A 20,553-nucleotide genomic window follows, 5' to 3' on the forward strand; every position below is an offset into this window, starting at 1 on the left:
GGGGTGCATGGACGGCAGACCTGGCGCTCACTCTGTTGACAGCTTGCGAAGCCGCACCGGTTCAGCGCGCATCGCGTGTGACTTACTGCTCGCCGCCCGCTCGTGCGGGCGGCGCAACCTATTAGCGATCGATCTCGCCGAACACGATGTCCTGCGTACCGATGATCGTGACGGCGTCGGCGATCATGTGACCGCGCGCCATTTCGTCGAGCGACGCCAGGTGAGCGAAACCCGGTGCGCGAATCTTGAGGCGATACGGCTTGTTGGCACCATCGGACACGAGGTAGATGCCGAACTCACCCTTCGGATGCTCGACCGCCGCGTACGCTTCGCCTTCCGGCACATGGAAACCTTCGGTGAAGAGCTTGAAGTGGTGAATCAAGTCTTCCATGTTGGTCTTCATGCCGACGCGCGACGGCGGTGCAACCTTGTGATTGTCCGTCATCACCGGGCCCGGATTCTTTCGGAGCCACTCAATACACTGTTTCGCGATGCGGATCGACTGGCGCATTTCCTCGACGCGGACCAGATAGCGGTCGTAGCAATCGCCGTTCACGCCGACCGGCACGTCGAAATCCATGCGATCGTACACTTCGTACGGCTGCTTCTTGCGCAGATCCCACGCGATGCCCGAGCCGCGCAGCATCGGGCCCGTCAGGCCCATCTGCAGCGCGCGTTCCGGGCTGACCACGCCGATCCCGACCAGACGCTGTTTCCAGATCCGGTTGTCGGTCAGCAGCGTTTCGTATTCGTCGACGCACTTCGGGAAGCGCGTGAAGAAGTCGTCGATGAAGTCGAGCACCGAGCCGCTGCGCGATTCGTTCATCTTCGCGAGCGCCTTCTCGTTGCGAATCTTCGACGCCTTGTATTGCGGCATTGCGTCAGGCAGATCGCGGTAGACGCCGCCCGGACGGTAGTACGCCGCGTGCATCCGGGCGCCGGACACCGCTTCGTACACGTCCATCAGGTCTTCGCGTTCGCGGAAAGCGTACAGGAACACGGCCATCGCGCCGACGTCGAGTGCGTGTGCGCCGATCCACATCAGGTGGTTCAGCACGCGCGTGATCTCATCGAACAGCACGCGGATGTACTGCGCACGCTCCGGCACGTCGATGCCGAGCAGCTTTTCGATCGCGAGCACATAACCGTGCTCGTTGACCATCATCGACACGTAGTCGAGACGGTCCATGTACGGCACGGACTGGATGAAGGTCTTGGATTCCGCGAGCTTTTCGGTCGCGCGGTGCAGCAGGCCGATGTGCGGATCGGCGCGCTGGATGACTTCGCCGTCGAGCTCGAGCACCAGGCGCAGCACGCCGTGCGCTGCCGGGTGCTGCGGGCCGAAGTTGAGCGTGTAGTTCTTGATTTCTGCCATGACGCCCCCTTAATGTTTCAGACCGCCATAGCGATCCTCGCGGATCACGCGCGGCGTGATTTCGCGCGGCTCGATCGTCACCGGCTGGTACACGACCCGCTTCTCTTCCGGGTCGTAACGCATTTCGACGTAACCCGACACCGGGAAGTCCTTGCGGAACGGGTGGCCGATGAAGCCGTAGTCGGTGAGGATGCGGCGCAGGTCGGGGTGGCCTTCGAACACGATGCCGTACAGGTCGAACGCTTCGCGCTCGTACCAGTTCGCGGAGGTCCAGATGTCGACCAGCGATGCCACGATCGGCAGGTCGTCGTCCGGCGCGAATGCACGCAGGCGCAGGCGCCAGTTGTTCGTGACCGACAGCAGGTGCGACACGGCCGCGAAGCGCGGGCCGTCGTAGGCGCCGTCGCCGAAGGTCTGGTAGTCGACGCCGCAGAGATCGATCAGCTGCTCGAAACGGAGCTTCGGATCGTCGCGAAGCGTCTTTGCGACTTCGAGGTAATCGCTCGCCTTCACAACGAGCGTCAGTTCACCGATCGCTTCGGTAAGGCTCACCACGCGCGCGCCGAGCGCGGCTTCGAGGTTTGCCTTGAGAGTCTCGATTTTGCTTGCCATATTGAGGGGACGCTCGGGGCTTTATTGACGGGCGATGGTATTGGTGCGGCGGATCTTCGCCTGAAGCTGGATCACGCCGTAGACCAGCGCCTCGGCCGTGGGCGGGCAGCCCGGCACGTAGACGTCGACCGGCACGATCCGGTCGCAGCCGCGGACCACCGAATACGAGTAGTGGTAGTAGCCGCCGCCATTCGCGCACGACCCCATCGAGATCACCCAGCGCGGCTCGGCCATCTGGTCGTACACGCGGCGCAGTGCGGGTGCCATCTTGTTGCAGAGCGTGCCGGCAACGATCATCACGTCCGATTGACGCGGGCTCGGACGAAACACGACGCCGAACCGGTCCAGATCGTAACGGGCCGCGCCCGCATGCATCATCTCGACGGCGCAACACGCGAGCCCGAACGTCATCGGCCACAGCGAGCCGGTACGCGTCCAGTTGATCAGCTTGTCAGCCGTCGTGGTGACAAACCCTTCCTTCAAGACCCCTTCGATACTCATTTGCTTTCCACTCCAGACGAGCGACCGAGCGTGGCCGCTCATGCAAACCGGCGATTAACCCATCACTCCCAATCGAGCCCGCCTTTCTTCCAGATATAGGCAAAGCCCAGCAGGAATTCGAGCAGAAAAATCATCATTGCGATGAAACCCGGCCAGCCGATGTCCCGGAGCGCGACGCCCCACGGGAACAGGAATGCGGTTTCGAGATCGAAGATGATGAACAGGATGGCGACGAGGTAATACCGAACGTCGAATTTCATCCGGGCGTCTTCAAAGGCTTCGAAGCCGCACTCGTACGGTGCGTTCTTCTCGACGTCCGGCTTGTTGGGACCAAGGAGCTTGCCGATGCTGACCAGCGCTATACCTAAACCAGTGCCCACGAGGAGGAACAACAAGACGGGGTAATAGGCTGCGAGGTTCAAGGCAATCCTCTATCGGTTAGTTCTGAGCGTCCGGAGAATACCACTATCCGGCGGAAGGAATCATTTCGGAGTGCATGCGGTCGCAAGACAACCGCAAGCACACCCCAGAAATGAAAAATGCCAGCCACTAGAAGCGGCTGGCATTGAGTAACTTTGGTGCCGACGGCGAGACTCGAACTCGCACAGCTTTCGCCACTACCCCCTCAAGATAGCGTGTCTACCAATTTCACCACGTCGGCACTGCATGCAACTCGGGTTATGCTGCTCGTTTCCCGCGAATCGCTTCAAGAATTAAATTCTAACCCGACTTCCAGAATTGTTCAACGCACAACCGCAAAATTTTTGACTTTTTATTTCGGGACGTCCTGGCCCGGCGCGCTTGCAGCCGAACCCGCTGCAGCAGACGCCGCGACAGCCGGCGCCGATGCGGCGGACACCGGTGCCGGAGCGGTCGCCGCCGCGCCCAGCACGCCTGCCGACGGCGTCGACTTGTACGAACCGAGGTACGTCAGCGCGAGCGTCGCGATAAAAAAGATCGTCGCGAGGATACCCGTCGTGCGCGACAGGAAGTTCGCCGAGCCCGTCGCACCGAACAGGCTGCCCGACGCGCCGCTGCCGAATGCGGCGCCCATGTCGGCACCCTTGCCGTGCTGCAGCAGCACGAGACCAATCACACCAAGTGCAGACAGTACCTGCACCACAATAATCAGCGTTTTGAATAACAGCATCACACCCACCCGATTGGATCGGGCGACCGGATCGACCGGCCGCCGTCATGGTTCAATTCGATCTCGGACCGCTCAACGCGCGGCCCGGCAGATCGCCAGGAAATCTTCCGCCTTCAGCGACGCGCCGCCGATCAGGCCGCCGTCGATGTCCGGCTGCGCGAACAGCTCTTCCGCGTTGTCCGGCTTCACGCTGCCGCCGTACAGCACGGACACGTCCGCCGCACCCTTCGCCGCGAGACGCGCACGCAGGAACGCGTGCACATCCTGCGCCTGCGCCGACGTCGCGCTCTTGCCCGTGCCGATCGCCCAGACCGGCTCGTACGCGACGACGATGCGCACCGCCTCGTCAGCCGTCAGCACGGCCAGCACCGCGTCGAGCTGCGCACCGACGACCTGCTCGGTCGCGCCCGATTCGCGCTCGTCGAGCGTCTCGCCGACGCACACGACGGGCGTGAGGCCGGCCGCGAGCGCGCGCTGCGTCTTCGCCGCGACCGTCTCGCTGCTTTCGCCGTGATACGCGCGACGCTCCGAGTGGCCGACGATCGCATAGCGTGCACCGAACTCGGCAACCATCGCGGCCGCCACTTCGCCGGTGAACGCGCCCTGCTCGTGCGCGGACACGTCCTGCGCGCCGAATGCGACACGACCGCCGCCAAGCTGCGCCTGAACCTGCGCGAGATACGGGAACGGCACGCACACGCCGACCGACGTTTCGGCCGCCACGGCGTCCGCGCCCTGCACCACTTCGTTCAGCAACGCCTGGTTGCCGGCCAGACGGCCGTGCATCTTCCAGTTGCCGATCACCCGCTTTGTTCTCTGTTTCGACATCGTGTCTGTCTCGTCACCGCTGTGTCATTAACGCACCGGAAACCGGCGGTCAGGTTTGATCTGGCGAAGCAAACCGGCGATTTTACTGCGCACGGCTTGAACCGGTCAAACCGCGCATGTCAAGCCCGGCCGCACGGGCGTCAGGCGTTCGTACCCCAATCAAGCACGATCTTGCCGGTATGCTCGCTGCTTTCCATCAGCGCATGCGCCTGCGCGGCTTCCGCGGCCGGCAGCACACGGTAGATCACCGGCTTGATGCGGCCGTCGGCGATCAGCGGCCACACGCGCGCCTGCAGCTGCGCGGCGATGCGCGCCTTGAACTCGACCGGACGCGGCCGCAGCGTCGAACCCGTCACCGTCAGCCGGCGACGCAGGATCTCGCTCAGGTTGACGTCGGCCTTCGCCCCGCCGAGCAGCGCGATCAGCACGAGACGGCCGCCGTCCGCGAGCGCGGACAGCTCGCGCGGCACGTACGAGCCCGCCACCATGTCCAGGATCACGTCGACGCCGCGATCGTGCGTCAGCGACTTCACGACCTCGACGAAGTCTTCGGTCTTGTAGTTGATCGCGCGTTCGGCGCCGAGCGCCTCGCACGCACGGCACTTGTCGGCGGTGCCGGCCGTCGCGAACACGCGAAAGCCGAGCGCATGCGCGATCTGGATCGCCGTGACGCCGATGCCGCTCGAGCCGCCCTGCACGAGCAGCGTCTCATGCTCGCCACCCTCGCCCGCGCCAAGCTGCGCACGGTCGAACACGTTGCTCCACACGGTGAAGAACGTTTCGGGCAGCGACGCGGCCTCGATGTCGGTCAGCCCGCCGGGCACCGGCAGGCATTGCAGCAGCGGCGCGACCGCATATTCGGCATAACCACCGCCCGCGAGCAACGCGCACACGCGATCGCCAAGCTTCAGGCCGAACGGATTCAGCGCGGCATCGGACAAGTCGCCGCCGACGATCTCGCCCGCGACCTCGAGGCCCGGCAGATCCGACGCGCCCGGCGGCGGTGCATATGCCCCCTTGCGCTGAAAGACGTCAGGCCGATTCACGCCGGAAGCCGCCACCTTGATCAGCACCTCGCCGCGCTTCGGTTCGGGGCGCGGACGCTCCGCAAGCTTCAGCACGTCGGGGGCGCCGAATTCGGTGATTTCGATGGCTTTCATGGTGATGGTCGCTCCAGGATCGGAATCGGATCGCACACCCGTGCGCGCGGCACGGGCGCCTCGCCGGCGCTGCTGCGCCGCACAACGATGCTACAGAAAAAACGGCCGGCGCGCTTTCGCACTGCCGGCCGTTGGTCCGCCTGCCCGCTTACTGCTGCGGCGGCGTATCCGACTGCGACGCCGCCGCTGCTTCATTCAGCAGCGCCTTGGCCGACAGACGCACGCGACCCTTTTCGTCCGTCTGGATCACCTTGACCTTGACCTGCTGACCTTCCTTCAGGTAGTCGTTGATGTCCTTCACACGCTCGTTGACGATTTCCGAGATGTGCAGCAGGCCGTCCTTGCCCGGCAGCAGGTTCACGATCGCGCCGAAATCGAGCAGCTTCAGCACCGTGCCTTCGTACACCTGACCGACTTCGATCTCGGCCGTGATGTTCTCGATGCGCTTCTTCGCTTCGGCCATGCCGTCGCTGTTCGTGCTCGCGATCGTCACGACGCCGTCGTCCGAAATGTCGATGGTCGTGCCCGTTTCTTCCGTCAGCGCGCGGATCACCGAACCGCCCTTGCCGATCACGTCGCGGATCTTTTCCGGGTTGATCTTGATCGTGATCATGCGCGGCGCGAATTCCGACAGTTGCGTGTTCGCACCCGAGACCGCCGACGTCATCTTGCCGAGGATGTGCATGCGGCCTTCCTTCGCCTGCGCGAGCGCGACCTGCATGATTTCCTTCGTGATGCCCTGGATCTTGATGTCCATCTGCAGCGCCGTCACGCCTTGTTCCGTGCCGGCCACCTTGAAGTCCATGTCGCCGAGGTGATCTTCGTCGCCGAGGATGTCGGTCAGCACCGCGAACTTGTTGCCTTCGAGGATCAGGCCCATCGCGATACCCGCGACGTGCGCCTTCATCGGCACGCCGGCGTCCATCAGCGCGAGACAGCCGCCGCACACCGATGCCATCGACGACGAACCGTTCGACTCGGTGATTTCCGACACGACGCGGATCGAGTAGCCGAATTCGTCGGCGCTCGGCAGGCACTTGACCAGCGCGCGCTTCGCGAGGCGGCCGTGGCCGATTTCGCGACGCTTCGGCGAGCCGACGCGGCCCGTTTCGCCGGTCGCGAACGGGGGCATGTTGTAGTGGAGCATGAAGCGCTCGCGATATTCGCCTTCGAGCGCGTCGATGATCTGCTCGTCACCCTTCGTGCCGAGCGTCGCGACGACCAGCGCCTGCGTCTCGCCGCGCGTGAACAGCGCCGAGCCGTGGGTACGCGGCAGCACGCCGGTGCGGATCTCGATCGGGCGCACGGTGCGCGTGTCGCGGCCGTCGATGCGCGGCTCGCCGTTCAGGATCTGCGAACGGACGATCTTGGCTTCGATGTCGAACAGCACGTTGCCGACGGTGGCCTTGTCGGCCGCTGCCGTACCAGCCGCCTGCGCGTCTTCCTCGAGCTTCGCCGAGGTCGCCGAGTAGACTTCCTTCAGCTTGGTCGAACGGGCTTGCTTGTCGCGGAGCTGGTAAGCGGCGAGCAGGTCGTTCTGCGCCAGTTCGGTCACGCGCGCGATCAGCGCTTCGTTCTTCGGCGCCGGCTGCCAGTCCCACTCGGGCTTGCCGCCTTCGCGCACCAGTTCGTGGATCGCGTCGATCGCCACTTGCATCTGCTCGTGGCCGAACACCACGGCGCCCAGCATCACTTCTTCCGACAGTTGATCGGCTTCCGATTCGACCATCAGCACCGCGCGTTCCGTACCTGCGACGACGAGATCGAGGCTCGATGCCTTGATCTGGTCACGCGTCGGGTTCAGCACGTAGGCGTTGTCGATGTACGCGACGCGCGCGGCACCGACCGGGCCGTTGAACGGCAGGCCCGACACGGCGAGCGCGGCCGATGCGCCGATCAGCGCGGGGATGTCCGCCGGGACTTCCGGGTTCACGGACAGCACGTGGATCACGACCTGGACTTCGTTGTAGAAGCCTTCCGGGAACAGCGGGCGCAGCGGACGGTCGATCAGGCGCGACGTCAGCGTCTCGTGCTCCGACGGACGGCCTTCGCGGCGGAAGAAGCCGCCCGGGATCTTGCCGGCCGAGTAGGTCTTTTCGAGGTAGTCGACGGTCAGCGGGAAGAAATCCTGACCAGGCTTCGCCGACTTCGCGCCGACGACGGTTGCCAGCACGACGGTGTCTTCGACGTCGACGATCACCGCACCGCTCGCCTGGCGAGCGACTTCACCGGTTTCGAGGCGCACCTTGTGCTGGCCCCACTGGAATTCCTTCACGACCTTGTTGAACATGGACATGGTTGCTCCTTTGAATGCATTTCTATCATTCACCGCATCGGCCCTGCCGTGCGGCGGCGTCGCGACCGAATCACCCGGAGCAAGGTGTGTTTCTTATGCCATTCCAGCGCGGCGCTCGTGCAGCGGCGCGCTGGAATGACACAAATCCCGACTCCGGTATCGGCCGTCCCGGCAGCCCGGCGCGAATGGCCGGACAGCCTGCGGTGCGCGTGACGCTACGCACCGCGCAAAAACAAAATGCCTGTATCAGCGGACTGACACAGGCATCTTGCTGGCGGCAATCGCCTCGATTACTTACGCAGACCCAGCTTCTCGATCAGCGCGCGGTAACGGTCGGCATCCTTGCCCTTGAGGTAGTCGAGCAGCTTGCGGCGGCGGCTAACCATGCGCAGCAGGCCGCGGCGGCTGTGGTGATCCTTCGCGTGGGTCTTGAAGTGACCCGTCAGTTCGACGATACGTGCGGTCAGCAGTGCGACCTGGACTTCGGGCGAACCCGTGTCGTTGGTACCGCGGGCGAACTGAGCAACGACTTCCGACTTCTTGATATCTGCAACAGACATTTGATTTCCTTTCTAACTGAACAGGCGGACACGGAAGAATGGCCGTGCCGTGACTTACAACCGGCGGGCATTGTAGCACAACTCCACGCCTTTCTTACCGCCCCCTGTCACGGGCGCGTCATCGAGCAGGTCGACGGCATTTCCGTGCGTTGCGCCGGCACCGCGAGCACCGTCCGGAAGCCGTAGCCGGAACCCTCGTTGTCGAAGCGCACGCCCGGCGTGCCGGCCTTGTCCATCTGCATCACGTAAAGGGGCTGGATCAATTGATGATCCTGCGCCCGCATCCGCGACGCGTGGAAACCGTCGTCGAACGACAGGCCCTCGAGCGCACGCGCGACCGCGACGGGGTCCGACGAACCCGCGCGGGTCATCGCGGCGGCCAGCATCTCGATCATCAGGCTCATGCGCCGCACCGGATAGTCGTCCTGCGCGGCCGGGAAACGGGTCCGGAACGCGCGGTAGAACGCGTCGGATTTCGCGCCGCCCGCGTTCGGGTGCCAGTCCGCCACGGCCACGACTCGCCCGACCCCGGCGTCGCCGAGTGCCGCCGGTGCGCCGAGGCTGTTGCCGTAGAACGTATAGAACTTCGCATTCAGCCCCTGCTCGCGCGCCGCCTTCACGAGCAGCGTGAGGTCGTTGCCCCAGTTGCCGGTCACGACGGCATCGGCGCCGCTCGCGCGGATCTTCGCGACGTACGGCGAGAAATCCTTGATCCGGCCGATCGGGTGGAATTCGTCGCCGGCGATCGTCACGTCGGGGCGCCGTGCGGCGAGCGCCTGCCGCGCGAGCGTGCTCACGTCGTGGCCGAAGCTGTAGTCCTGGTTCAGCAGATAGACCTTGCGCAGTGCGCGGTCGCTCGCCATCACGTCCGCGAGCGCGGCCATCCGCATGCCTGCGTGCGCGTCGAAACGGAAATGCCAGAAGCTGCAGCGCGCGCCGGTCAGCGCCGGATCGTCGGCCGAATAGTTGAGGAACAGCATCCGGTTGTCCGGATCGCGCGCATTCAGCTTGTCGAGCGCCGCGACGAGTGCGGCCGCGACAGCCGAGCTGTTGCCCTGCGCAACGAAACCGATATGGCGGTCCGCGGCCGCGCGCAACTGCACGAGTGCCTCCTCCGGGCTGCCCTTGCTGTCGAGCACGACCAGCTCGAGCGGATGCACGCCGTCGCGCAGCTTCACGCCGCCCGCCGCGTTGACCTGCTCGACACCGAAGCGCAGGTTGCGCTCGACCGCCGCGCCCGCGTTCGCGAACGGGCCCGACATCCCTTCGATCAGTGCGATCCGCACCGGCTCGCCCGCGGCAAACGCGGACGACACCAGCATCCAGCCCGCGCTCAACGCGAGCGCACACCGCTTCCATCCCTGCATCGGCTACCTGCCCTTCAATCCGCCCGAGAAGCGCGGATCATAGGCCCGCGCCCCTGCCGCCCGCAAGCATGGCAGCGCCGGCGATCCGCACCGATTTTTTTCGCACGACGCGCCGTCGCGCGCCGTCCGTGATAAAACGGGATGTGTTTCCGTGTTCTGGAGAATCCCCATGGGCATTCGCATTCCCGCGCGCCTGCCGGTGCTGTTGGCCTGTGCCGCCGCGCTGCTGGCCGGTTGCGCGCAACCGTGGCAGCAATACCAGGCCGGCCAGGACGAGTCGGCGATCGTCGCGCGCATGGGCCCGCCACGCGAGATCTACGACTTGCCCGGCGGCGGCAAGCGCCTGATGTGGCCAACCCAGCCGATGGGCGAGGTCACGGTCGCGGCCGACGTCGACGCCGCTCACAAGATCGTCAACGTGCGCCAGGTGCTGCAACCGAGCGAGTTCTATCGCGCGGAGATCGGCAAGTGGACGAAGACCGATGTCCTCGTCAATTTCGGACGCCCCGTCGAGACATCCTACTTCCCGCTGATGAAGCGCGAGGTGTGGACGTACCGGTATCTCGAGGACAACGTCTGGTACATGATGTACAGCTTCTATTTCGATCCGCAGGGCATTCTGCGCATCACGCAGAAAACGCCGGACCCGCTGCACGATCCCGATCGCCGCAACATGTTCTGATCGATTACGCATTGACGCGCAATTTTCACCATGGCCATTCACGAATTATTGCGTGAATGGCCATTTCCTTTTTTCCGCCATCTAATTAATTCAGAAAGTACGACGGAAATCTTTTCCGATCGATGACATCCCGATGGCAATACGCTGAAATCCCCGTCATGCGGGCCTTCGCGCGGAAACAGGCATGCGCCGTGCATGTCATGCGTTGGGTTGGTGCAGGCGATGCACTACGTCCAGCCAATTTGAAACAATTTGTTTCAGGACACCCGGAACGCTAGGGCATACCCCTAATATCAGTCGAAATTCAACCTTTCAATTTAGAAAGCATCATATTGCGCCAATTCGGCCGATATTCATTTGCCTTTATCAAAAAGGAGTCCTCATGAATCGCCCCAAGAGCATGCTGGTCGCCAACATCGCGTGGGCCCGCGAGACGCGCGAACACACGCCCGGCTTTTTCGACGCGCTCGCGCGCGGCCAGAATCCGCGCGTGCTGTGGATCGGCTGCTCGGACAGCCGCGTGCCGGCCGAAACCATCACGCATTGCGCACCCGGCGAGCTGTTCGTCCATCGCAACATCGCGAACCTGTTCCATCCCGACGACGACAATTCCGCCAGCGTGCTCGAGTACGCGGTACGCGTGCTTCAGGTCGACCACGTGATCGTGTGCGGGCACTACGGCTGCGGCGGCGTGCGCGCGTCTCTGCTGCCGCCGCCATCCGACCTGCCGCACGTCGCGCGCCGCATCGCGCCGCTCTGCGCGCTCGCGCGGCGCCATCGCGACACGCTCGACGGGCTCGACGACACGGTCGCCGCCGACCGCCTCGCCGAACTGAACGTGCTCGAACAGGTGCGGCTGCTGCGCGCGTCGCCGATCGTGCGGGGCCGTGAACGGCCGCCGCTCGTGCACGGCTGGATCTTTTCGCTCGCCGACGGCCGCCTGCTGGAGCTCGATTCGGGCTACGCGACGCCGCCCGCCAACGTCGCACCCGTGCCGACCGCGACGGCCGCCGCGCTCGGCTGACGCGTACCCCGCTGCCCCCCCAAGCCAATGAAATCACCCCAACCATGAAACTGAACGAGCGCCTGTCCACCCTGCCGCGCGACATCGTCGCCGGCATCGTCGTTTTTCTCGTTGCGCTGCCGCTGTGTCTCGGCATCGCCAACGCATCCGGCGTCGAGCCGTTCGCCGGGCTCGTGTCCGGCATCGTCGGCGGCATCGTCGTCGCGCTGCTGAGCGGCTCATCGCTGTCCGTCAGCGGACCGGCCGCCGGGCTCGTCGTGATCGTCGTCGAAGGGATCGCGCAGCTCGGCAGCTTCTCCGCGTTCCTGCTCGCGGTGCTGCTGTCCGGCGTGCTGCAATTCGGGTTCGGCATGCTGCGTGCCGGCCGCTTCGCCGCCTATGTGCCGTCGCCCGTCATCAAGGGCATGCTCGCCGCGATCGGCCTGCTGCTGATCGTGAAGCAGATTCCGTTTGCGTTCGGCATCGGCGGCTCGGCCGCGCAATCGTTTGCTTCGTGGCCGGGCCTGCCGGTCGCGTGGGCGGCCACGGCCATCGCGCTCGCCTCGCTCGCGCTGCTGATCGCGTGGGACACGCCCGCGCTGCGCCGCTTCGCGCTGGTGCGCTCGGTGCCCGCGCCGCTCGCGGTCGTCGTCCTCGGCATCGGCGCCACGCTCGTGCTGGGCATCGTCGCGCCGTCGATCGCGCCGGGCGCCGCCCATCGCGTGACGCTGCCCGAGCTCGGCTCGTTCGCGGCGTTCGCGGCCTCGCTCAAGCACGCGGAGCTCGGCCCGAACTTCGCGCAGCTCGTCAATCCGGACGTGTGGCGCGTCGCGATCACGCTCGCGGTCGTTGCCAGCCTCGAAACGCTGCTGAGCCTCGAAGCGGTCGAACAGATCGACCCGAAGCGCCGGCCGACCCAGCCCGACCGCGAGTTGAAGGCACAGGGCGTCGGCAATCTCGTCGCAGGTGCGTTCGGCGGCCTGCCGATCACGTCGGTGATCGTGCGCAGCTCGGTGAACGTCAACGCGGGCGCGCAAAGCCGGATGTCGGCAATCGTCCACGGGATGCTGCTGCTCGCGAGCGTGTTCGCGCTCACCGGCCTGATCAACCTGATCCCGCTCGCGAGCCTTGCCGCGATCCTGATCCACACCGGCTTCAAGCTCGCGAAACCGGCGCTGTTCCGCTCGGTGATGAAGCAGGGGCCGGCCGCGTTCGTACCGTTCGCCGCGACGATCGCCGGCGTACTCGCGGTCGACCTGCTGTTCGGCATCGCGTTCGGCCTCGCCTGCAGCGTGCTGGCGGTCGCCGTCGCGAACCTGAAAAGCCCTGTCACGCTCGCGCAGCACGACGATCACTTCCTGCTGTCGTTCCGCAAGGACGTCTCGTTTCTCGGCAAGGTGCAGGTCAAGCATCACCTGCGGCACATTCCAGACCGGGCGGCAGTGATCATCGACGCGACACGCGCCGACTACATCGATCACGACGTGCTCGAACTGCTCGACGCGTTCGTCGCCGATGCGCCGCGGCGCGGCATCACGGTCGAGTTCCGCCGACGCAGCCCGGCGCCCCGCCCGGCCGCCCGCCGCTGGATGTTCCGCGCGCCGGCCGCGGAATGAGCAGCGCATGAAAAAACGCCCCGGGCGGCACTGGGCCGCCACGGGGCGTTTCGGCAATGTGCAGCGCGCGGCGCTTATGAGCGCTGCGGGTTGACCTTGTCGTCCTTCGAATGCAGCTTGTTCAGCGCGGAGATGTACGCCTTCGCGGACGCGGCGACGATGTCCGGATCAGTGCCGACGCCATTGACGATCCGCCCGCTCCTCGACAGCCGGACGGTCACTTCGCCCTGCGCCTGCGTACCGGTCGTGATCGCGTTCACCGAGTACAGCAGCAGCTCGGAACCGCTGCCGACTTCGCCCTCGATCGCGTTGAACGTCGCGTCGACCGGCCCGTTGCCGCGCGCTTCGCCGGTCACTTCCTTGCCTTCGACCGCGAACACGATCTTCGCCTGCGGTTGCTCGCCCGTTTCCGAACGCTGCGACAGCGACACGAACTTGAAGTGCTCCTGCTCGTGCGCGAGCGCCGATTCCTCGGACACGATCGCGATGATGTCCTCGTCGAAGATCTCGGACTTGCGGTCGGCCAGATCCTTGAAGCGCATGAACGCGGCGTTCAGTTCCGCTTCACTGTCGAGCGACACGCCGAGCTCCTGCAGGCGCTGCTTGAACGCGTTACGGCCCGACAGCTTGCCGAGCACGATCTTGTTCGCGGTCCAGCCCACGTCTTCCGCGCGCATGATCTCGTAGGTGTCGCGCGCCTTCAGCACGCCGTCCTGATGGATGCCCGATGCGTGCGCGAACGCGTTCGCGCCGACCACGGCCTTGTTCGGCTGCACGACGAAACCGGTGATCTGCGACACAAGCTTCGACGTCGGCACGATCTGCGTCGTGTCGATGCCGACGTCGAGGCCGAAGTAATCCTTGCGCGTCTTCACGGCCATCACGATTTCTTCCAGCGACGTGTTACCCGCGCGCTCGCCGAGACCGTTGATCGTGCACTCGATCTGACGCGCGCCGCCGATCTTCACGCCGGCGAGCGAGTTCGCGACGGCCATCCCGAGGTCGTTATGGCAGTGCACCGAGAAAATCGCCTTGTCCGAGTTCGGAATGCGTTCGCGCAGCGTCTTCACGAGGTTGCCGTAAAGCTCCGGCACGCCATAACCGACCGTGTCGGCGATGTTGATCGTCGTCGCACCTTCGGCAATCACGGCTTCCAGCACGCGGCAGAGGAAATCCAGATCGGAGCGGCTGCCGTCTTCCGGCGAGAATTCGACGTTGTCGGTGAACTTGCGCGCGAAGCGCACCGCGAGGCGCGCCTGCTCGAACACCTGGTCGGGCGTCATCCGCAGCTTCTTTTCCATGTGCAGCGGCGACGTCGCGATGAACGTGTGGATCCGGAAGCTGTTGGCCGGCTTCAGCGCGTCGGCCGCGCGCTGGATGTCCTTGTCGTTGGCCCGGGCCAGCGAACAGATCGTGCTGTCCTTCACGAGACCGGCGATCGTGTGAATCGCGTCGAAGTCGCCGTTCGAGCTGGCCGCGAAGCCGGCTTCGATCACGTCGACCTTCATCCGCTCGAGATGCTTCGCGATGCGGATTTTCTCTTCCTTCGTCATCGACGCGCCAGGCGATTGTTCGCCGTCACGCAACGTCGTATCGAAAATGATCAGCTTGTCTGTCATGGGGGGCTCCAGGGCTCTTTATACGGAAGTCAAACGTAATGAGATCGCGCCACCGCTGGCGACGCTCAACAACAGACGAAGCTTGACGGAGGGCGAGAACGGTCAGCGCGGCAGGCGCGCCAACGCTAGCGCGCGTAGCGGCGCACCGGCTAGAAGGAGGGAGAGGCGGGGAAATGCAGTCATGCCGAAGACTATAGCGGCATTCCGCTGGACGCGCAATCGGACGGCACCCGGGCGCTCCGGGTCGCCCCATTCAAACAGGGGCAAATGAAAACGGCGGCCTCGAGGCCGCCGTTTTCGGTCAAATCGCGTATCGGGTCAGTGATCGCGCTGCGACGAGCGCGCCGGGTTCGCCCGCCCGCGGATGGCCATATAGCCCCAGAACACATAGCCGGACAGCCCGTACAGCACGAACAGGCAGAACAGCATCAGCGGCGGATCGGACGACACGAGCACGAACGCGACGACGACGAGCAGGATCGCCGCGAACGGCACGCGATGCCGTACGTCGAGCGCCTTGCCGCTGTAGAACGGCGCGTTGGACACCATCGTCACGCCCGCGTAGATCGTCAGCACGAACGCGACCCACGGCAGCCAGCCGAGCTTCATCGGCACGCGGTTGTCGGTCGCGAGCCACACGAAGCCCGCGATCAGCGCGGCGGCGGCCGGGCTCGGCAGCCCCTGGAAGAAGCGCTTGTCGACGACCCCGATGTTGGTATTGAAGCGCGCGAGACGCAGCGCGGCGCCCGAGCAGTAGACGAACGCAGCGAGCCAGCCCCAGCGACCGAGATCCTTCAGCACCCACTCGTACATCACGAGCGCGGGTGCGACACCGAACGACACCATGTCGGACAGGCTGTCGAACTGCTCGCCGAACGCGCTTTGCGTATGCGTCATGCGCGCGACGCGCCCGTCCATCCCGTCGAGCACCATCGCGACGAAAATCGCGATCGCGGCGATCTCGAAGCGCACGTTCATCGCCTGCACGACCGCGAAGAAGCCGCAGAACAGCGCGGCGGTCGTGAACGCGTTCGGCAGCAGGTAGATGCCGCGCGTCTTCAGGAAGCGCTGGCGCGACGCGCGGCGGCTCTCGATGGGCACCGGATCGGGCGCCATCCCCTTGTTGCGGCGGAACGGGCGTGGCGTCTGGCTGGAGCCGTTGCGCGGCCGGCGCGGTTTGAATGCGGCCATCGTGCGCCCGCCGCTTACTGTTCGAGCTCGGCGAGGATCGTCGACGACGCGTAGACCTTCTCGCCGATCGACACCTTCGCGCGGCTGCCGATCGGCAGGTACACGTCGACGCGCGAACCGAAGCGGATGAAACCGTAGCGCTGACCGCGCGACAGCGGCTCGCCGGCGCGTACGTAGCAGAGAATCCGGCGGGCGACGAGACCGGCGATCTGCACGGCGGTGACGGTCTTGCCGCTCGCCGTCTGGATCACGACCGCATTGCGCTCGTTCTCGGTCGACGCCTTGTCGATCGCCGCGTTCAGGAACGCGCCCGGGAAGTATTCGACCTTGGTGATCGCGCCATCGACCGGCGAACGCTGCGAATGGACGTTGAAGACATTCATGAACACGCTGATCTTCAGCGCTTCGCGGTTCGCATACGGATCCTGCGTGGTCTCGACCGCGACGATGCGGCCGTCCGCCGGGCACAGCACCGCGTTCGGCTGCGCCGGGATCGGGCGCTGCGGATCGCGGAAGAACTGGACGACGAAAGCGAGCAGCAGCCAGAACGGCCACGCGAAGCCGAAGCCCCCGACGGCGTGGATCAACAGCGCGATGACGGCAGCAATCGCGATGAACGGCCAGCCTTCGCGCGCGATGATCGGATGAGGATAGTTCATGGATTCGTTCTGTGTTCGGTGAATTGCAAAGCCCGTAGCATAACAAAAGCCGCCCGGGGCACTGCTGCCTTCGGACGGCTTTTTGATGCCGACCCTTCACTCGAAGGGCCGGAACAGCACGCGGTGCTTAGTTCTTCGACTGGTCGACGAGCTTGTTCTTCGCGATCCACGGCATCATCGCGCGCAGCTTCGCGCCGACCTGCTCGATCTCGTGCTCGGCCGTCAGGCGGCGGCGCGATTGCAGCGTCGGAGCGCCTGCCTTGTTCTCGAGAATGAAGCTCTTCGCGTACTCGCCCGTCTGGATGTCGGTCAGGCACTGCTTCATCGCCTTCTTCGTCTCTTCCGTGACGACGCGCGGGCCCGTCACGTACTCGCCGTACTCGGCGTTGTTCGAGATCGAGTAGTTCATGTTCGCGATGCCGCCTTCGTAGATCAGGTCGACGATCAGCTTCAGTTCGTGCAGGCACTCGAAGTACGCCATTTCCGGCGCGTAACCCGCTTCGACCAGCGTTTCGAAACCAGCCTTGATCAGCTCGACGGTACCGCCGCACAGCACGGCCTGCTCGCCGAACAGGTCGGTTTCGGTCTCTTCACGGAAGTTCGTCTCGATGATGCCCGCACGGCCGCCGCCGTTCGCTGCCGCGTAAGACAGCGCGATGTCGCGTGCCGCGCCCGACTTGTTCTGCGCAACCGCGATCAGGTGCGGCACGCCGCCACCTTGCGAGTACGTGCCGCGCACGGTGTGGCCCGGTGCCTTCGGCGCGATCATGATCACGTCGAGGTCGGCGCGCGGGATCACCTGGCCGTAGTGGACGTTGAAGCCGTGCGCGAATGCCAGCGCCGCGCCCTGCTTGATGTTCGCGTGCACTTCCTTCGCGTACACGTCGGCGATCTGCTCGTCCGGCAGCAGCATCATCACGACGTCCGCGCCCTTCACGGCTTCCGCGACTTCCTTGACCGACAGGCCGGCGTTCTCGGCCTTGCTCCACGACGCGCCGCCCTTGCGCAGGCCGACCGTCACGTTCACGCCGCTTTCCTTCAGGTTCAGCGCGTGTGCATGGCCTTGCGAGCCGTAGCCGATGATCGTGACTTGCTTGCCCTTGATGAGGGAGAGGTCAGCGTCTTTGTCGTAGAAAACGTTCATGATGGTTCCTTCGCTAATTCAAAAAATTCAATAATTCGTTCAGATGGAGTACTGCGGGCCGGGACATGACGGCGCACCCGGCGTGCCTTTGGGCATCACACCTTCAGGATGCGCTCGCCGCGTCCGATGCCGGAACTGCCGGTGCGCACGGTCTCGAGGATCGCGCCCGCGTCCAGCCCCTGGATGAATGCGTCGAGCTTGTCGCTCGCGCCCGTCAATTCGATCGTGTAGGTCTTTTCGGTCACGTCGATGATGCGGCCGCGGAAAATGTCCGCCATCCGCTTCATTTCTTCGCGCTCCTTGCCCACTGCACGTACCTTGATCAGCATCAGCTCGCGTTCGATGTGTGCACCGTCGGTCAGGTCCACCACTTTCACCACCTCGATCAGGCGGTTCAGATGCTTCGTGATCTGTTCGATCACGTCGTCGGAGCCAATGGAAACGATGGTGAGCCGCGACAGCGATTGGTCTTCGGTCGGCGCCACCGTCAAGGTTTCGATGTTGTAGCCGCGTGCGGAAAACAGACCGACCACGCGCGACAGCGCGCCCGGTTCGTTCTCCAGCAGGACGGAAATGATGTGTCTCATGTTCGCTTCTTCCAGAATGTGTCCGTGTCGATTCACTCGCGCCGCGCGCCGCCGCGTGCCGCACCGCCCTTCGTGAAGGCGGCCGCATCCGGGCCCGCGCGCGTCGCGCCGTTACAGATCTTCCGATCCGAGCAGCATCTCGGTGATGCCCTTGCCGGCCTGTACCATCGGCCAGACGTTTTCGGTCGGATCGGTCTGGAAGTCGAGAAACACGGTGCGATCCTTCAGGCGCAGCGCTTCCTTCAGCGCCGGCTCCACATCCGAGGTCTTTTCGATCCGCATGCCGACATGGCCGTACGCTTCGGCGAGCTTCACGAAATCGGGCAGCGCATCCATGTACGAATGCGAATAGCGCTTGCTGTATTCGATCTGCTGCCACTGGCGGACCATGCCGAGGTAGCGGTTGTTCAGCGAAATGATCTTCACGGGCGTGTCGTACTGCAGGCAGGTCGACAGTTCCTGGATGCACATCTGGATCGAGCCTTCGCCCGTGATGCACAGCACGTCGTCGTCCGGGTGCGCCATCTTGACGCCCATCGCTGCCGGCAGGCCGAAGCCCATCGTGCCGAGGCCGCCGGAGTTGATCCAGCGACGCGGCTTGTTGAAACGGTAGAACTGCGCCGCCCACATCTGGTGCTGGCCGACGTCCGAACACACGAACGCATTGCCGTCCGTCAGTTCCCACGCCTTCTCGACCACGTACTGCGGCTTGATGATCTCGCTTTCGCGGTCGAACTTCAGGCAGTCCTTCGAGCGCCAGCCCTCGATGTCCTTCCACCATTGCGCGAGCGCCTCGGTGTCGGGGCCATGCTCGGCCGTCTGCAGTTGCTCGATCAGCTCCTTCAGCACTTCCTTCACGTCGCCGACGATCGGGATATCGACCTTCACGCGCTTCGAGATCGACGACGGGTCGATGTCGATGTGGATGATCTTGCGCGGACGCGACGCGAAGTGCGCCGGGTCGCCGATCACGCGGTCGTCGAAGCGGGCACCGATCGCGATCAGCACGTCGCAGTGCTGCATCGCCATGTTCGCTTCGTAGGTGCCGTGCATGCCGAGCATGCCGAGGAATTTCTTGTCCGACGCGCGATAGCCGCCGAGGCCCATCAGCGTGTTCGTAACCGGGTAGCCGAGCAGGTCCGCGAACTGGTTCAGTTCACGCGACGCGTCGGCGAGGATGATGCCGCCACCCGTGTAGATATAGGGACGCTTCGCCGTCAGCAGCAGCGACACGGCCTTGCGGATCTGACCCGAATGGCCCTTCGTGACGGGGTTGTACGAACGCAGCGACACGCTCTTGACCGGCACGTACTCGCACGGCGTCTTCGAGATGTCCTTCGGGATGTCGATCAGCACCGGGCCCGGACGGCCCGTGCGGGCGATGTAGAACGCCTTCTTGACGGTTTCCGCGAGGTCGCGCACGTCCTTCACGAGGAAGTTGTGCTTCACGCAAGGACGCGTGATGCCGACCGTGTCGCATTCCTGGAATGCGTCCTGGCCGATCGCAGCCGTCGGCACCTGGCCGCTGATCACGACCATCGGGATCGAATCCATGTACGCCGTTGCGATGCCGGTCACCGCGTTGGTGACACCGGGGCCGGACGTCACGAGACAGACGCCGACATTGCCGGTGGAACGCGCATACGCATCGGCTGCGTGCACGGCCGCCTGTTCGTGGCGCACCAGCACGTGCTGAATCTTGTCCTGCTTGTAAAGCTCGTCGTAGATGTAGAGAACCGAGCCGCCGGGGTAGCCCCAGATGAATTCGACGTTTTCATCGGCCAGTGCCTTCATGAGCACGGTACCGCCGATGGAGTCGCTATCGGGAGGGGAAAGGGGTTCCGACGTGGAGAATTCCGCGCTGGGCATGTTCATTTTGACCTTTCGAATTTTCGGCAAAAAATTGATTGGGTGCTCTCTGCCGGGCTTGTGGCTCGGGTTCAAGCGGCGCGTCCAGTTTGAAGGGCGGGCTTCTTGGGCCAGCCTCAAATGAGACCATCACTTCATGTTGCGAATCATTGACGATAGCGGGTCATGATTGGGGCGTCAAGCAAAATATCCCGCAGCGCATCATGCGCGCCGTCCGGCACCCCGCCGCCGCGGCTCGCGCGCAACGCGCGGCGGCCAACCCGGTGCCAAGCGGCACGAAAATTTGATAGCATCCGCGGGTTTTACGAAATTTTTCGACCTTTCACACGCCGCA

19 protein-coding genes and 1 tRNA gene are annotated in these 20,553 nt (G+C 64.5%); 3 read left to right on the forward strand and 17 right to left on the reverse strand.

The genetic code is table 11. The annotated features are described in order from the left end of the window. Positions 1 to 121 precede the first annotated feature (121 nt). The 11 genes from ACN22W_RS12635 to ACN22W_RS12685 all read right to left on the reverse strand — a co-directional run bounded on the left by ACN22W_RS12635 (position 122) and on the right by ACN22W_RS12685 (position 9,849). On the reverse strand, positions 122 to 1,375 hold the full coding sequence (locus tag ACN22W_RS12635; RefSeq protein ID WP_129512607.1) for an NADH-quinone oxidoreductase subunit D: 1,254 nt from the start codon (positions 1,373 to 1,375) through the stop codon (positions 122 to 124). A 9-nt stretch (positions 1,376 to 1,384) separates the two neighbouring features. Further along, positions 1,385 to 1,987: an NADH-quinone oxidoreductase subunit C gene (locus tag ACN22W_RS12640; protein ID WP_006478264.1), complete on the reverse strand. Its 603-nt coding sequence runs from the start codon at positions 1,985 to 1,987 to the stop codon at positions 1,385 to 1,387. 21 nt (positions 1,988 to 2,008) lie between these two features. Next, entirely contained in the window at positions 2,009 to 2,488 is a 480-nt protein-coding gene (locus tag ACN22W_RS12645; RefSeq protein WP_006398799.1) for a NuoB/complex I 20 kDa subunit family protein, read from the reverse strand. A gap of 62 nt (positions 2,489 to 2,550) precedes the next feature. After that, positions 2,551 to 2,910, reverse strand: a complete 360-nt coding sequence (locus ACN22W_RS12650; protein ID WP_006398798.1) for an NADH-quinone oxidoreductase subunit A — start codon at positions 2,908 to 2,910, stop codon at positions 2,551 to 2,553. A 154-nt stretch (positions 2,911 to 3,064) separates the two neighbouring features. Further along, positions 3,065 to 3,149 (reverse strand) — tRNA-Leu (locus ACN22W_RS12655). 111 nt (positions 3,150 to 3,260) lie between these two features. Beyond that, a complete protein-coding gene (gene secG / locus ACN22W_RS12660; RefSeq protein WP_048249357.1) occupies positions 3,261 to 3,638 on the reverse strand; it encodes a preprotein translocase subunit SecG in 378 nt (125 codons plus the stop codon). Positions 3,639 to 3,710: 72 nt separating this feature from the next. Then, the gene (gene tpiA / locus ACN22W_RS12665) at positions 3,711 to 4,466 is read right to left on the reverse strand and encodes a triose-phosphate isomerase (RefSeq protein ID WP_419684644.1); all 756 of its coding nucleotides are present in this window, start codon (positions 4,464 to 4,466) and stop codon (positions 3,711 to 3,713) included. Positions 4,467 to 4,606: 140 nt separating this feature from the next. Further along, on the reverse strand, positions 4,607 to 5,626 hold the full coding sequence (locus ACN22W_RS12670; protein WP_048249353.1) for an NAD(P)H-quinone oxidoreductase: 1,020 nt from the start codon (positions 5,624 to 5,626) through the stop codon (positions 4,607 to 4,609). 148 nt (positions 5,627 to 5,774) lie between these two features. After that, positions 5,775 to 7,922, reverse strand: a complete 2,148-nt coding sequence (gene pnp / locus ACN22W_RS12675; RefSeq protein WP_343493706.1) for a polyribonucleotide nucleotidyltransferase — start codon at positions 7,920 to 7,922, stop codon at positions 5,775 to 5,777. 290 nt (positions 7,923 to 8,212) lie between these two features. Further along, positions 8,213 to 8,482, reverse strand: coding sequence for a 30S ribosomal protein S15 (rpsO, locus tag ACN22W_RS12680; protein ID WP_006398792.1), 270 nt, complete (start codon positions 8,480 to 8,482; stop codon positions 8,213 to 8,215). 107 nt (positions 8,483 to 8,589) lie between these two features. Continuing rightward, a complete protein-coding gene (locus ACN22W_RS12685) occupies positions 8,590 to 9,849 on the reverse strand; it encodes a branched-chain amino acid ABC transporter substrate-binding protein (protein WP_419684650.1) in 1,260 nt (419 codons plus the stop codon). Between the two features lie 169 nt (positions 9,850 to 10,018). On the opposite strand from ACN22W_RS12685, the gene ACN22W_RS12690 reads away from it, so the two are divergent. The 3 genes from ACN22W_RS12690 to ACN22W_RS12700 all read left to right on the forward strand — a co-directional run bounded on the left by ACN22W_RS12690 (position 10,019) and on the right by ACN22W_RS12700 (position 13,150). Beyond that, complete coding sequence (locus tag ACN22W_RS12690; RefSeq protein ID WP_419684652.1) at positions 10,019 to 10,531, forward strand: hypothetical protein; 513 nt, start codon at positions 10,019 to 10,021, stop codon at positions 10,529 to 10,531. Between the two features lie 382 nt (positions 10,532 to 10,913). Continuing rightward, the gene (locus tag ACN22W_RS12695) at positions 10,914 to 11,555 is read left to right on the forward strand and encodes a carbonic anhydrase (RefSeq protein ID WP_419684654.1); all 642 of its coding nucleotides are present in this window, start codon (positions 10,914 to 10,916) and stop codon (positions 11,553 to 11,555) included. Positions 11,556 to 11,599: 44 nt separating this feature from the next. Beyond that, on the forward strand, positions 11,600 to 13,150 hold the full coding sequence (locus tag ACN22W_RS12700) for a SulP family inorganic anion transporter (protein WP_412023344.1): 1,551 nt from the start codon (positions 11,600 to 11,602) through the stop codon (positions 13,148 to 13,150). Between the two features lie 74 nt (positions 13,151 to 13,224). Here ACN22W_RS12700 and ACN22W_RS12705 read toward each other — a convergent pair whose 3' ends face one another. The 6 genes from ACN22W_RS12705 to ACN22W_RS12730 all read right to left on the reverse strand — a co-directional run bounded on the left by ACN22W_RS12705 (position 13,225) and on the right by ACN22W_RS12730 (position 20,225). After that, complete coding sequence (locus ACN22W_RS12705) at positions 13,225 to 14,769, reverse strand: 2-isopropylmalate synthase (RefSeq protein ID WP_048249346.1); 1,545 nt, start codon at positions 14,767 to 14,769, stop codon at positions 13,225 to 13,227. A 318-nt stretch (positions 14,770 to 15,087) separates the two neighbouring features. Beyond that, a complete protein-coding gene (gene pssA, locus ACN22W_RS12710) occupies positions 15,088 to 15,960 on the reverse strand; it encodes a CDP-diacylglycerol--serine O-phosphatidyltransferase (protein WP_129512616.1) in 873 nt (290 codons plus the stop codon). Positions 15,961 to 15,974: 14 nt separating this feature from the next. Then, positions 15,975 to 16,619: a phosphatidylserine decarboxylase gene (locus ACN22W_RS12715; RefSeq protein WP_048249343.1), complete on the reverse strand. Its 645-nt coding sequence runs from the start codon at positions 16,617 to 16,619 to the stop codon at positions 15,975 to 15,977. A gap of 127 nt (positions 16,620 to 16,746) precedes the next feature. Next, complete coding sequence (gene ilvC, locus ACN22W_RS12720) at positions 16,747 to 17,763, reverse strand: ketol-acid reductoisomerase (RefSeq protein ID WP_048249341.1); 1,017 nt, start codon at positions 17,761 to 17,763, stop codon at positions 16,747 to 16,749. 95 nt (positions 17,764 to 17,858) lie between these two features. Next, positions 17,859 to 18,350, reverse strand: coding sequence for an acetolactate synthase small subunit (gene ilvN, locus ACN22W_RS12725; RefSeq protein ID WP_011352712.1), 492 nt, complete (start codon positions 18,348 to 18,350; stop codon positions 17,859 to 17,861). A 111-nt stretch (positions 18,351 to 18,461) separates the two neighbouring features. Beyond that, positions 18,462 to 20,225, reverse strand: a complete 1,764-nt coding sequence (locus tag ACN22W_RS12730) for an acetolactate synthase 3 catalytic subunit (protein WP_048249340.1) — start codon at positions 20,223 to 20,225, stop codon at positions 18,462 to 18,464. Positions 20,226 to 20,553 lie beyond the last annotated feature (328 nt).

It is taken from the genome of Burkholderia theae, from assembly GCF_048565265.1.
In the GTDB taxonomy this organism is placed as follows: Bacteria; Pseudomonadota; Gammaproteobacteria; order Burkholderiales; family Burkholderiaceae; genus Burkholderia; species Burkholderia theae.